This window comes from Okeania sp. KiyG1 (assembly GCF_014132355.1).
Taxonomy (GTDB): Bacteria; Cyanobacteriota; Cyanobacteriia; order Cyanobacteriales; family Microcoleaceae; genus Okeania.
Window position 1 is genome coordinate 141,093 of sequence record NZ_BLZO01000082.1, and the last position, 15,108, is coordinate 156,200.

The window sequence follows — 15,108 nt, forward strand, 5'->3', positions numbered from 1 at the left end:
AAACTAGAAATATGAAAACTGAACAAATAGAAGGATTTTGTCTCTCACCACAACAAAAAAATCTGTGGTTATTACAACAGAAAAATCCTAGTTCCTATTACCGAACTCAAGGTGCATTTTTAATAAAAGGGGCATTAGAAAAAGAACGGTTAACTAAGGCTTTACAAAATACAGTTAAACTTCAAGAAATTCTGCGGACAACTTTTTATCAATTACCTGAAATGGATGTTCCCCTACAAGTAATTGGGGATAATGATTTGATTTCTCTTGAACAGTATGACTTGCAACAAATTTCTTCATTAAAGCAATTAGAGAAACTAGAAACGATTTTTCAGTCAATGTTGCAGCAACCATTTAATCTGCAAAAATCACCTATTTTGCAATTGTCTTGGGTGCAGTTATCCCCTGATGAATTAATTTTAATTATTAGTTTACCGGGATTATGTAGCGATCGCTTTTCTTTACATCATTTAATGACGGAAATAAGTAATACTTATGCAAAAATGGAAAGGGATGAAGAGGATAATGAACCTTTTCAATATGTAGATTTTTCTGAATGGCAAAATGAGTTATTAAATGGGGAAGAAACGGAAGAAGGAAGAGACTATTGGCAGCAAGAAAAATTACTTTTTAATACTTCCTTGAAGCTACCACTATCAAGTTCAAATAATAAAAAATTAACAACTAATTTTGACACAAATTTATTGTTTTTGAATTTGGATGATGAAGTAAACCAAAAGATCAAAAAAGTTGCTCATCAATATAATATTTCACTTCAAGACTTTTTTCTCAGTTGCTTTTTAATATTACTGGGAAGAATGACCAATCAATCAGAGGTAAGTCTGGAATTAGGGTCTGATAATCGTCAATATGAAGAATTAGGGCAAAGTATTGGATTGATGACCAAATATTTACCCCTATCAACTACTTTAGATTCTTCCTTGAATTTTGCCACTTTCTGTCAAGAAATTTCTCAAAAATCCCAAGAATTAGCAAAATGGCAAGACTATTTTACTCCACAAATCGCAGAATTCGTTGGCAATGGAATTAGTTTTGAAACTGATTTACAAATTAATAAAACAATTACTGTAGCTGGCATAAGTTGGTCATTGTTTAAAGAGTTTTCCTGTCTTCAAGCTCACAAATTAAATGTCTGTTGCGTTCAATATTCTAACCAACTTGAAATTGAATTTCACTATAATGTTAATTGTTTTGAAGTAGAAGTAATCGAAGGTTGGCTGAAACATTATCACATATTATTAATTAACGCAGCAGAAAACCCTACTCAAAGGATAGAAGACTTAGATATTCTCGGCGATGAAGAAAAAGAACAGATTTTATTCCAGTTTAATTCCAGTTTAAGCAGCGATTCCCTGGCAAATACCTTTCACCGGAACTGTGTTCATCATCTAATTGAAACCCAAGCACAACAAAACCCACAACAAATTGCAGTGGTGGGTGAAGGTCAAACATTAACCTATCATCAGCTTAATGCTCGTGCTAATCAGTTAGCTCGTCATTTGCAAAAATTAGGTGTACAACCGGATGATCGAGTGGGAATTTGTGTCGGGCGATCGCCGTTGATGATAGTGGGATTATTAGGAATTTTGAAAGCGGGAGGTGCTTATGTACCTCTAGACCCAGTTTTACCCCAAGAACGACTCAAATTTATGTTAGAAGATTCTCAAGCTGAGATTCTCATCACCAAAGACTATCTTACCTCCATAATTCCTGCTTATTTAGGAAAAATAGTCGTTTTAGAAAGAGATAGAGAGGCGATCGTACAACAGAGTGAAACCAATATAAATACTGATGTAAGACCCCAAAATTTAGCCTACGCGATCTATACTTCTGGTTCCACAGGAACTCCAAAAGGAGTGGCGATCGAACATCGGCAACTGTTGAACTATATTCAGGGAATTACACCACGTCTCAATTTGCCATCGGGAGCAAATTATGCACTAATTTCCACTTTTGCAGCAGATTTAGGTAATACAGTCATTTTTCCCGCTTTATGTGGGGGCGGTTCTTTACATATTATTTCTCAAGAACATACGACAGATCCAACTGCTTTAGGTGATTATTTCGCCAAACAGGGAGGAATTGACTGTTTAAAGATTGTTCCTAGTCATTTGCGAGCTTTAATGACTGAAATTACTAATCCAGTTCAAATTCTCCCCAAAAAATGCTTAGTCTTGGGAGGAGAAACTACACCCTGGGAATTGGTGGAACAGGTGCAAAAATTTACTCCAAATTGCCAGATTATTAATCATTATGGACCAACAGAAGCAACAGTAGGGGTTCTCATTTATAAAGTAACACAAGCATCTCAGAATATAGGAGCAGCTACTGTTCCATTGGGTCGTCCCTTGCCTAATACACAAATTTTCTTGCTCGATAAGCAATTACGCCCGGTTCCGGTTGGGTTTCCTGGTGAGTTATATATCGGAGGGGATAATTTAGCGCGGGGTTATCTAAATCAATCTTCTTTAAAGCAAGATCGTTTTCAAACTAATCCTTTTAATCAGAAATTAAGCGTTAAAGTCAAAAATCACAAATTAAAACTCAAAATTACGAGAGGACAATGGTTTAATAGAGAGGCTAAATTTAAGATTAAAACTAAAGAACTCGAAAGTTTAGAACCGAAAAAACGGAAATTTAGCTTTTCAGAACGGCTATATCGTACAGGAGATTTAGCGCGTTATCTTCCAGACGGGAATATTGAATTTTTAGGGCGAATTGACAATCAGGTAAAATTGCATGGTTTTCGCATTGAGTTAGGCGAAATCGAAACCCGCTTAAACAACCATCCTTCTGTGAGGGAAACAGTAGTGCTACTCTCAGAAAAAAATACTGAATACAAGCGTTTGGTTGCTTATGTTGTTCCCAGAGTAAGACCTGCTCCCAAAGTCTCAGAATTGCGCCATTATTTACAGGAAACCTTACCGGAATTTATGATTCCCTCAAGGTTTGTGTTCTTGAATCGTTTTCCTTTAAACCCCAATGGGAAATTAGATCGACGAAAGTTACTTGATGCAGAAACAACTGATCCCAGATTAGAAACTTCTTATATAGCTCCTAAAACACACCAAGAGAAAATTTTAGCGAAAATCTGGGCTGATGTTCTTAATGTTGAACAGGTAGGAATAGAGGATAATTTCTTTGAGTTGGGAGGGGATTCAATTCTGAGTATTCAGATTGTTGCTAGAGCTAAAGCAGCAGGATTAGGATTTAAACCAATTCAACTATTTCAGCATTCAACCATTACAGACTTGTTAAAAGTTATCCAGACAGTAGAATTTAAGCCACAAGCAGGAGAAACTAGGGGGCAAGTTCCTTTAACACCGATACAACACTGGTTTTTTGAGCAATCTCTCCCTAATCCCCACCACTGGAATATGTCTATTCTTCTGGAAACTCCCCCTCAGTTACAACAGGAACATTTGGAGACGGCGATTCAACACTTAATTGAACACCACGATACCTTAAGACTGTCTTTTGAGTTAGGGGAAGTTGGCTGGATACAAAGCTATGGGGAGGTTGGGGAAAAAATATCTTGTGTTAAGGTGGATCTCTCTGAAGTTGGCGATCGCGAACTTTCTGAGATTTTAGCAGTAGAAGGCACGAAACATCAAAGTAGTTTAAATTTAGCCGCGCCACCCTTACTTAGGTTCGTCTGGTTTGACTTAGGAAAAGAACGCACTGGACGTTTATTAGCGATCATACACCATTTACTTATGGATGGGGTTTCTTGGCGCATTTGGTTAGAGGATTTTCGGACTGCTTACACGCAACTACAACAGAGAAATGCGGGGTTCGAGTTACCCAAGAAAACTACATCCTTTAAGTATTGGGCGCAAAAATTAACTGATTATGCTCAATCGGATACCCTTGTGCAAGAATTAGACTATTGGTTAGCTCAACGTCAACCTTTCCCGTCTTCCCTTCCTCAAACCCCATCTACTGATTTAAATTCCGTTGTATCTACAGAAACAGTTACAGTCTTTTTGGAGACTACCGAAACTCAAGTCGCATTACATAAAGTCTCCCGACTTCATCATACGCAAATGAACGAGTTGCTACTTTGTGGGTTACTCCAAACCTGCCAACGATGGACAGGAGAAAACCACTTATTGGTAGAATTAGAAGGACATGGTAGAGAGGATATGTTTGAGGATGTGGATATCTCCCGCAGTTTAGGCTGGTTTACCACTCGTTTTCCTCTGTTATTATCCTGTGAGGCATCAGTTTCACCATCTCAGGCGTTACAAGTAGTTAAAGAAACCCTACGACAGATTCCCAATCGGGGTATTGGTTATGGTGTCTTACGCTATCTGAGTCAGCGCCCAGAAATTCGAGAAAAGTTAAGCCGTTTACCTCAAGCAGAAGTTTGTTTTAATTATGTAGGACAATTTACTCAAGAAAACTCAATTTTTCCTTTGTCGATGGAAAATCGAGGAAGAGAAAAGAGTGGGATCGGAAAACACACACCCAGCATTACCATTGATGCGATGGTGATTGAAGGTCGTACTCGGTTGGAATGGAACTACAATCCCGATTTATATCAACGGGAAACTATTGAAACTTTGGCGGATGATTTCATCAAGTCCCTCAAAACCCTGATTAATGAATGTCTCGAAAGTGAGAGAAGTTATGCTCCCTCTGACTTCCCCTTAGCTAACTTAACTCAGTCTCAACTAGATAGCATTAGTCAAGAGTTTAGTAACATTGCGGATATTTATCCCCTCTCTCCTCTGCAACAAGGGTTACTTTTTCACAGTCTCTACAGTGCAGAATCTAATCTATACTGTCAACAAAAAGTCTTCACCCTCGCTGCCTCCTTAAATCAAGTAGCCTTTCGACAAGCTTGGGAAATAGTTATTAATCGTCACGATAGTCTCAAAACTGCCTTTATTTGGGAGAAATTAGCTACTCCTCTGCAAGTAGTACGATCGGCGATCGCTTTACCTTGGCGCGAGGAAAACTGGTGTCATTTATCCTCTCCTCAGCAAGAGGAAGAATTAGCTAATTATCTGAAAAACGATTTAGAGCAAGGATTTTCTCTTTCTAATGCACCTTTAATGAGAATGGCTTTATTTCAAGTATCTAAGGCTCAATATTACCTCGTTTGGAGTCATCATCATCTTCTGTTAGATGGTTGGTGTAATGGGATAATTATGCAAGAAGTCTTCAAGGTTTATCAAACTTTGTGTGATGGTAAAGAGCCAAATTTACCCCCTAGTCCACCTTATAAGAATTATATTGCTTGGTTAAACCAGAAAAATGAAGTTGCAGCTCAAAATTTCTGGAAACAAGCTCTAAAAGGTGTAAAAGCGCCGACAAAATGGGGAATTGAACAAACAGTTAGGGCATTAAATGGCGATCGCCGAGAATACTGTCAGGAAGAGTTGCAACTTTCAGCAGAGACTACAACAAACTTAAACACTTGGGCAAAATCCCATCATTTAACTATAAATAGTTTAATACAGGGAAGTTTTGCCCTGTTATTGAGTCGTTATAGTGGAGAAGATGATGTTATTTTTGGCACTACGGTTTCCGGGAGACCTCCAGAACTGTCTGGGGTAGAGTCTATGGTAGGATTGTTAATTAATACCGTACCAGTAAGAATTATTGTCGATCCTGATGCGTCTTTACTCGACTGGTTACAACAGCTTCAACAGCAACAGATAGAGCGACTGGAATATCAGTATAATTCCTTGGTGCAGATTCAACAATGGAGTGATGTAGCACAGGGAAACCAGTTATTTGAAAGTTTTATCGCAGTGGAAAATTACCCTATACCGATATCATTAGGGGAGGGTAAGCTCAAAATTTTGGAAGTACGCTCTTTTTCTCGTACTAATTATCCCCTTAGTGTCACCGTTGAGTTAGATTCGAGTCTGTTGGTAGTGATGACTTACGATCCAGAGCTATTTAAGGTTATGGCGATTCGCCAACTTCTCCAGCAGTTACAAAATCTCATGGAAAATTTATCCCATTATGCTAGCGATCGCCTCTCACAAATTCCCTTAACTTCAACTCAAGAAACCCGAAAGTTACTGGATAGTTTTAATGCGGAACTTGATTGAATCAGCTCAAAAAAAGACTGTCCGCTTCCATTTTATAGTTTTGTCTGATGATGATGCAAATTATAGCTAAGAAAGAGTTGGCTCTTGACAATTACTGATAATGAATCTAAGACTACCAGGACTAAAGCCATGCGAACCCAGAAACCCGGTTTCTCGTAGATGCTTATTAGACTTCTCCAGAAAAGAGGGAGTAGGGAGTAGGGAGTAGGGAGTAGGAGAAAAGAATTGATGGTTTCTGCCCGGTAATTGATTTTATTTTTTATTTTTGGAGATGTCTATTGTCAAAAACAATGATTTACTTTCTTAACCGGGTTTCTTTGCGTAAGTCCTGACTAGGAAATGTTTTTCTAACTATTCCCTGTTCCCTGTTCCCTGTTCCCTGCTATACAAGTTTTTAGCTCCATTAATATTAATTGCTCAAAACTTAAAACAATACCTATGAAATATCCTCCTATTCACACTTGGTTTTCTGAGACAGCTAAACAGTTTGGTGAACAAATTGCTCTCTTTTGTGGTGAGCAACAAATAACCTACAAACAACTTGAGGAAAAAAGTAATAATCTAGCTAATTTTCTCATTCTAAATGATCTTAAAAAGATCACTTTGTTTACATAATTACTGATGATACGATCGCTATTATCACAGCAATTTTAGCGACTTTAAAAGCGGGGGGAGTTTTTGTTCCCTTGAGTCATAAAATCCCTGGCGAAAAACTCAAAAATATACTGTTACAAATTCCTCCAAATTGGCTAATTGCCGATCATTCGGTGGTGGGTATTCTTGAATCCCTCGATCTGTCTCAAAATCTCCAAGTTATTGTTAATAAAAATCCCGATTTTATTACCTCACTTAAAAACAATAAGACAAAAGAATATCAAGACTTTTGGAATCCTGAATCAGTTAATATAGAGCGAGAACTTGATGAAATGTGTTATCTCTATTTTACATCAGGTTCAACGGGAACACCCAAGGCTATTACTGGTAGGTTGAAAGCAATTTCTCATTTTATTGACTGGGAAATTAATACTCTAAAAATTGAACAGGGTTTTCGAGTCAGTCAACTAATAAATCCTGCTTTTGACGCCTTTTTGAGAGATATTTTTGTTCCTTTGTGTTCAGGGGGAGTAGTTTGTATTCCTGAAAATCTAGAAACAATTATTGATGGAAGAAAACTTGTAAATTGGATCGATAAACAACAAATTAATCTGATTCATTGTGTTCCTTCTTTATTCCGTTCTTTGCTACTGCCAGAATCTCCACCGAACCAATTTTCAGCACTAAAATATATTTTATTGTCCGGGGAACCATTGTTACAAGCTGATGTTGAACGCTGGATTCAGCGTTATGGAAAACGCATCCAATTGGTTAATCTTTATGGTGCCTCGGAAACAACTATGACTAAATTTTTCTACCTTGTTAAACCTTCAGATGGAGAGAAAAAAACAATTCCTATTGGTAAACCAATGCCAGGTAGCACAGCCATTATTGTTGACAAAGCTGGTAAAGTTTGCCCTCCAGGTATGGTAGGAGAAATTTATATCCGAACTCCCTATAGAACCTTGGGTTATTATCAGCAACCTGAATTAACAAAAGAAGTTTTTATTCAAAATCCTTTTAGCGATAAAATCAATGATATTGTTTATAAAACAGGGGATTTAGGAAGAATTCTTGCTGATGGGAATTTTGAATATCTAGGCCGTAAAGATCGACAGGTAAAAATTCGAGGTATTCGCATTGAATTAGCCGAAATTGAAAATACACTACAGCAGCATCCTCTAATTAGAGAAAGTGTAGTTTTAGCTTGGAAAGATCGACAAGAAAATCTCTATCTTTGTGCTTATTTAATAGGAACCAAAACCTTAGATACTAGCGAAATTAGGGAATTTTTATTAGATAGATTGCCAGAAGCTATGATTCCAACTATATTTCAGCAACTCGAAAGTTTCCCCAAGACTGTTAGTGGAAAGATAGATAGGCGATCGCTACCTGAACCCCAACTCCAACAACAAAACCGTCCCTTAATTGCACCGCGAACCCCCATAGAAGTAGAATTAGTCAAAATTTGGCAAAAAGTCTTAGATGTGACTCCCATCAGTATTGAGGACAACTTCTTTGCTTTGGGAGGGCATTCTTTGTTAATCACTCAGTTAATGTCCAGTATTGATTTAGGATTTCAAATTAAAATTCCTATAAAAACTTTATTTGAGTCTCCTACCTTAACTAAGATGGCAGATTCAATTGACACCTTAATCTGGCTACAAAAAAGCTCTGCAACTAATGTTACAGGGACTGACATCATGGAGGAGGGAGAACTGTGAATTTAATAGACTTATTATCTCAAATACGTCGCCTTAATATCAAACTCTGGCTTGAGGGCGAGCGTCTGCGATATAGCGCACCTTCAGATACCTTAACTCCAGAATTAAAAGCTAATTTAGTTGAAAATAAAGCAGAAATAATTCAATTTTTACGTCAAAATGCTGCTCAAAAAGGTGAAACATCCCCAGACTTACAACCTATCAAAAAAATTGCCCGCCCTGAGAAACTTCCCCTCTCTTTTGCCCAACAACGGTTGTGGTTTTTAGAACAATTAAACCCTAATACCAGTGTCTATAATATGCCTGGGGTGCTGCAACTTGAAGGGAAGTTAGACTGTCCCTCTTTGGAAAATAGTCTCAATCAGATCGTAAAGCGCCATGAAATTTTTCGCACAGTCTTTACAGTTGAAGACGGAAACCCCATTCAAGTCATTATTCCTGAATTAAGCATTACTCTAAGGAAAATTGACCTCACAAACCTGTCTATTTCTGAGCGTTCCATTCAAATTCAGCAATTAATTCAAGAAGAAGCGTCTCAACCCTTCGATTTAACCAAAGCTCCCTTATTGCGCCCCCTATTACTCCAACTCACCCCCTCAGAGCATATTCTCAGTTTGGTCATTCATCATATTATCTTTGATGCTTGGTCAATGGATGTACTAATCAAAGAATTAACCACACTTTATTCCGCTTTTAAAAGACAAAAACTCTCATCCCTACCAGAATTACCGCTTCAGTATGCGGATTTCGCTATTTGGCAACGCCAAACCTTGTCAGAGGAACGTTTAGCCTCTCAGCTCGCCTATTGGAAACAACAATTAGGAGATCCCTTACCCATCTTACAACTTCCGAGTGATTATCCTCGTCCTCTAGTTCCTAGCTTTCAAGGTCACCGTTATCCCTTTCGTTTATCAGTATCTTTAGCGGAAAAACTGAAAACCTTGAGCCAGAAACAAGGGGTAACTCTGTTTATGCTTTTGTTGGCAGCTTATTTAACCTTACTCTATCGTTATACAGAGGAAACCGATCTGTTAGTAGGAACAGCGATCGCTGGCAGAACAGACCCTAATTTAGCGCCGCTGTTTGGCTGTTTTGTGAACACCCTTGTCCTCAGAAACAATTTATCTGGCAATCCTTCCTTTGTTACTCTGTTAGAACGAGTTAAACAGGTCGCCCTAGAGAGCTATAATTATCAGGATGTTCCCTTTGAGCAATTAGTAGAAGCCTTACAACCACACAGAAATCTCAGCCATTCTCCGTTATTTCAGGTGGGATTTGCGTTTTATCCAGAACCGAGGGAAGAATTAAGCTTAGAGGGATTGACCGTTACTCCATTAAACTTTGATAGCAGTACCTCTAAACTAGATTTAACTCTATCTTTAAGACCCAACGGTAAGGAATTACAAGGTTGGATCGAGTATAGCCGGGATTTATTTACAGAAGCGACAATTATTCGGTTATTAGGTCACTGGGAAAATCTGCTAGAAGGAATTACAGCTAATCCTCAACAGTCACTTGATAAGTTACCTTTGTTAACTCCAAGGGAACAAAAACAACTCCTGTGGGAGTGGAATCAGACGGCTCGAGATTATCCCCAACAACGGTGTATTCACCAACAATTTGAACGTCAAGCAAGAGAAACTCCCGACGCGATCACTTTAGAATTTGAAGGGCAAACTCTAACTTATGCCCAATTAAATCAAAAAGCGAACCAACTAGCTCATTATTTACAAAAACAAGGAGTTGCACCAGAGGTGAAGGTAGGGATTTATTTAAAGCGATCGCCTCTGATATTAATCGCCTTATTGGGTGTTTTCAAAGCAGGAGGAGCCTATATTCCCTTAGCTCCTGCTTATCCTCAAGAAAGATTAAGCTTTATGCTAGCAGATGGGGATGTATCCTTAGTGTTAACTCAGGATGGGTTAGATGCTTCTTTAGAGATGGTGGTGAACTTAGCACAGGAAAAATTCCCTCTTTCTCATCCACAAGTCTTGTGTCTTGATGCGTCCTTAGAAAGTTTAGCAAGAGAAAATCAAGACAACCCAGATTGTCAAATTCAACCTACTCATTTAGCTTATATTCTCTATACTTCCGGTTCTACAGGCAAACCCAAGGGAGTTGAAGTCGAACATCGAGGATTGCTCAATCTGGCGATCGCCCAAAGTCAAGCATTTCATGTTAACAAAGAAAGTCGGGTACTTCAATTTGCATCCTTTAATTTTGATGCGTCTGTCAGCGAAATTTTTATGACTTGGATCGCGGGGGGAACCCTTTGTTTAGTGAAATCAGAAACCTTATTAGTTGGAGAAACCTTAATTCGCTGTTTAGACGAATTAGAGATTACCGTTGTCACCTTACCTCCATCTGTCTTAGCTGTTCTTCCCACCGCTCAATTACCTCACTTAAAAAGTCTAATTCTCGCGGGGGAAACTCCTTCCCTAGATGTTGTCAAACGTTGGTCATCCAATCGGGAGCTTTTTAACGCTTACGGACCAACAGAAGCCACAGTCTGTGCTACCATCGGTAAATGGGAGCCGAGTCAATCTCCCCATCGCGTTTCCATCGGTCGTCCAATCGCCAATACTCAAGTCTATATTCTGGATCACCATCTTCAACCCGTTCCTGTGGGTATTCCCGGAGAAATGTATCTTGGGGGAGTCGGAATTGCTCGATGTTATCACAAAAAAGAGGATTTAACCACACAGTCTTTTATTCCCAATCCGTTTGCGGAGTCATCCTCAAAAAAATTATACAAAACCGGGGATTTAGCTCGTTACCTCCCAGACGGACAAATAGAGTTTTTAGGTCGTCGAGATCGTCAGGTTAAAATTAGGGGGTTTCGCCTAGAAATCCGAGAAATAGAAGCTATTTTAAACCAACATCCCCAAGTGTTAACCGGTATTGTGGAGTTAATCGTAGAGGGAGAGGAAAAAAGTTTAGTCGCTTATGTAGTATCTCCCGATCTAGAAACCTCAGATATTAGAGTTTATTTAAGGCAATATTTACCCGCTTATATGATTCCTGCCCAGTTTATTAAACTGGACTCCTTACCCTTAAATGCCAATGGAAAAATCGATCGCCGTGCTTTACCGAGTCCAAGTATTACTCAGTCGAGTGCAGACAGCGTACAACCAAGGGATAACGTCGAACTAGAACTATTAAACATTTGGGAAAACGTTCTCCGCCATCGACCGATTAGCATCACCGATAATTTTTTTGAAATTGGCGGTCATTCTCTGTTAGCTGTTCGTTTAATGGCACTGATTGAAGAACGGTTAGGAAGTATTCTCCCACTCTCCACCCTATTTCAAGAGGGAACCATTGAGAATTTAGCGACAATTATTCGTTCTGCACCTCAATCTCGTCCTTGGTCGCCCTTAGTCAGGATTAAAAATGGCAAATCCCAACAGCCTTTTTTCTGTGTTCATCCTATTGGTGGCAATGTTTTAGGATATGCGGATTTAGCCCGTCATTTAGCCCCGGAACAGTCCTTTTATGGCTTACAAGCACCAGGACTTGAAACCGGACAATCTCCTTACCAAAATATCCCCGATTTAGCGACTTACTATCTGGATGTATTAGCGCAAGTTTTTCCGAAGGAAACTCCTTACTGTTTAGGCGGTCATTCTTTTGGCGGATTGGTGGCTTTTGAAATGGCTCAACAAAGTCAACAGCGCGATCGAGCCGTGGCATTATTAGTCATTATGGATACACCAGCTCCTCTGAATGGTATTATCGATGAGGAAATTGATGACGCAATGTGGTTATTCAAGCGAGCGGAAGTGTTAGAGCGTTTTTTTTGCAAATCTCTCTATGTTTCTTTGGAGGAACTCGAAAAACTAGCTCCCCAGGAGCAATTTAATTACTTTTTAGGAAAATTGCGACAAGCTAATGTCATCCCTCCAGATGCAGGAGAATCCCTGATATGTTGTCTTCTGGCTCTGCAAAAAGCCTCTCATCAAGCCTTATTGAACTATATTCCCCAAATTTATGATGGAAAAATTACCCTACTGCAAGCATCTGAAACTGTAGCTACAGATAGGAGAGGCGTATTTGCTGAGAGTTTTACTAAACCAGCCTTGGGTTGGAGAGAATTAACCACACACCCGATCCAGATTTATGACGTTCCGGGCAATCACATTACCATGCTGACCCCCCCTCATGTCCTAACTTTAGCAAAAATTCTGCAATCCTGTCTTAGCCTCAGGGAGTGACAAGCAAAGCTCACGGGGTGACAAGCAGCTCACAGCTATTGTTGTATAAGGGTTTAAAGGATGTAACTGGAGTTTGGAGAGTGAAAAAAATCGGGGGAGATGACAATATATGGTAATATGGACAAATGTTTAATTACTCCGACCCGTTATCTACGGGCTCTACCAACTCAAAGTCGTACTACAGAGTATTAGTTTGATGATCTGGCATCGCCTACCCTCTCCTACTTCTTGCTGTTGCCACACCAGTTCCGCTAGAGTTACTTTGGACATTAGCTATAGGTCTTTTCGGTCTTTTGGGATATCTGGTGGCTTGAAATTCATCTCTCAAGTCCATCTGTAGTTCTTTCAAGCAGTATGGGTTGGACTTATTTCAAGAAGTGGTCTACATCAGATTTGCTCAAGTGGCTGTCAGGAAAGCTTTCAAGCACCGTGGCATTACAATACTAGGTTAATATGCTGGATTTTGTGGGAAGCGATCGCCTTTATCCAAAAGCAAGCGATCGCTTCCCACAAAAGTCAATCTATGCTACAGGCAACCTCACATCATTAGGAGTAGTAGTAGCCGTGTAAAAATAACTTGAACAATTTAAGCTATTGTTCTCGGCTTAATCATATAATTCCATTCACCATGAAAAAAGTCTGGCTCAATTCTAAGTAGCCGTGTAAAAATAACTTGAACAATTTAAGCTATTGGACTTTAGACAAAAAGAAAACAGTTAGCGTAAATATTACGCTAACTATATTAGAGAAATATTTCTCTGCTCACATCTTGCACCTGACAAGACAAAGTTCCAAACCGTGTTTATAAAACCAAGGATTTAGTAACTTTAATTTTTTGATAAGGGAAAGGAGTAAAATCTGAGGTAAGAGCAAAACTAAGGCTTTTTCGGCTGAATCATACCAATCTAAATCATCAAAATAACCATTATGTAAATAAATCCAATAAGCTAATAAATAAGAGACGAGAGAAAGAATTAACCAACGATAAACCCCTAATAAAGTTTTTTGTCCAAAACGATGGAGACTAAATTGATGTTTGGCCGTTTTAAAGAAACCTTCAATCTGCCATCTACGTTTTCCCCAACGGACGATAGTTTTTCCCTTCATAGGTTTAGTTGAAATAACAAATCGCTTAACTCTTTTTCCATCTCGTTTTAGCCAAACCCATGATAAGAAGACAGGAAAATTTAAGCCGTTTAGATAAACTTGTTGTCCACGAGTTTTTAGTTCAGACACTTTACGTCCATCAGTTAATTTTCTGGTATTAGGGATGCCAAGAATTCCATGATGATTAAAAGAACTGTCACGGAGTTTTTCAATGAATTTAATTGTCCCAAAGGCTGTATCTCCTAAAACATAAATTGGGAAAGATTTTGTCAAAATAGAAGGCAATGTATTCAGTAATTTTAAAGCCAGTTGAGAAGGTGATGAGGTTCCTTTGCCTCTATATACACGAAAACTCCAAGGAAATCGCCAATTACCTATAACTAAGTAAAGAACAACGATGTGTAAACCTTTTTTATGATTATAAACTCTAACTAATTCTTTTAGATGAACAAACTTCCCTACTTTTTCAAGAGTTGTTAAATCTAGAATAACTTGTAAAATGAGTTTTCGTCCTTTTATTCTTTCAGATAAAACTAAGTTGAGAATGAAAGAACGAACAGTGCGTATCAGAGAACGAGTTGACCAATTATAATGATTTAAGAAGCGACTAATAGCACTTTCTGATTTGGTTTGACAATGATGAGGAACAGCATTTCCTTGACTATGTAGAAACAAGCCTAAAACAGATTCTAGAGTTTCTTTTGATAAATTGTGGGCATTAATTCTTTTAAAGAGCAGAGTAATTCGTCAACTTGGGATAAAATGGGGTGAGGCAACATAGTTCTCTGTTTAAAATAGAGAACTATAATAACATATTCCATAATCAAAAAGCTCAAAAAATGGCTAAAATCAACAGTAATCTAGAAATAGCAGAGCGAGCAGACCGTATTAGAGAAGCTATAGCTGCTTTAAAACGTGAAAAATCAGAAATTGAAGCTTCAGGATGGGTTGCTCCTGCTGATTGTTATGTAGCACGGTATCAAGCCAAAGGGCAAAAATATCATTATTGGTATTATCAACTCAAAGGGTCTAGATCTGTTTTCCCAAAAAGTAATAAAAAAGGGGAATTTTCGCGTTTTAAACATTTAGGAAAAGCAGGAAGTCAAGCACATATAGATGGAGTGAATGCTGTGATTAGAAGAGGTAAAATTGAGCAATTAACTTCAGCTATCGAAGCACTTTATGAAAGTTGGTTAGATTTATATCCCGATGAAGAAAAAGCAGGTCATCGGGTAGAGTAAGATTAATTTACCCTCTGGTTTTTATTACTTCTTCATTATAGTTCTCTATTGAGAAGAGATAACTAACTCCCACCTCCGATCAGATAAGTATTTCAGTTATTGTTCTTCATATCAACTTTTGTTGGTGCAAGATGTGAGT

The 15,108-nt window shown here is 38.4% G+C and carries 5 protein-coding genes and 1 pseudogene; 5 read left to right on the plus strand and 1 reads right to left on the minus strand.

The genetic code is table 11. The features are described 5' to 3' along the window. Positions 1 to 11: 11 nt before the first annotated feature. The 4 genes and pseudogenes from SAGCYANO_RS17905 (at position 12) to SAGCYANO_RS17915 (ending at position 12,621) form a co-directional block, all read left to right on the plus strand. Entirely contained in the window at positions 12 to 6,089 is a 6,078-nt protein-coding gene (locus SAGCYANO_RS17905; RefSeq protein ID WP_202220504.1) for a non-ribosomal peptide synthetase, read from the plus strand. Between the two features lie 608 nt (positions 6,090 to 6,697). Then, positions 6,698 to 8,044: pseudogene (locus SAGCYANO_RS17910) on the plus strand (amino acid adenylation domain-containing protein); the annotation flags it as partial. Positions 8,045 to 8,149: 105 nt separating this feature from the next. Continuing rightward, positions 8,150 to 8,407 carry a phosphopantetheine-binding protein gene (locus SAGCYANO_RS48825; protein WP_305081050.1) on the plus strand — a complete coding sequence of 86 codons (258 nt, stop codon included), beginning with the start codon at positions 8,150 to 8,152 and terminating at the stop codon, positions 8,405 to 8,407. Further along, a complete protein-coding gene (locus SAGCYANO_RS17915) occupies positions 8,404 to 12,621 on the plus strand; it encodes a non-ribosomal peptide synthetase (protein WP_202220502.1) in 4,218 nt (1,405 codons plus the stop codon). The genes SAGCYANO_RS48825 and SAGCYANO_RS17915 overlap by 4 nt, the downstream gene beginning before the upstream one ends. 762 nt (positions 12,622 to 13,383) lie before the next feature. On the opposite strand, the gene SAGCYANO_RS17920 is transcribed toward SAGCYANO_RS17915, so the two are convergent. Beyond that, on the minus strand, positions 13,384 to 14,403 hold the full coding sequence (locus tag SAGCYANO_RS17920) for a transposase (protein WP_202218495.1): 1,020 nt from the start codon (positions 14,401 to 14,403) through the stop codon (positions 13,384 to 13,386). A gap of 164 nt (positions 14,404 to 14,567) precedes the next feature. Here SAGCYANO_RS17920 and SAGCYANO_RS17925 point away from each other — a divergent pair, with 164 nt between their 5' ends. Beyond that, complete coding sequence (locus SAGCYANO_RS17925; RefSeq protein WP_202218494.1) at positions 14,568 to 14,969, plus strand: hypothetical protein; 402 nt, start codon at positions 14,568 to 14,570, stop codon at positions 14,967 to 14,969. Positions 14,970 to 15,108 lie beyond the last annotated feature (139 nt).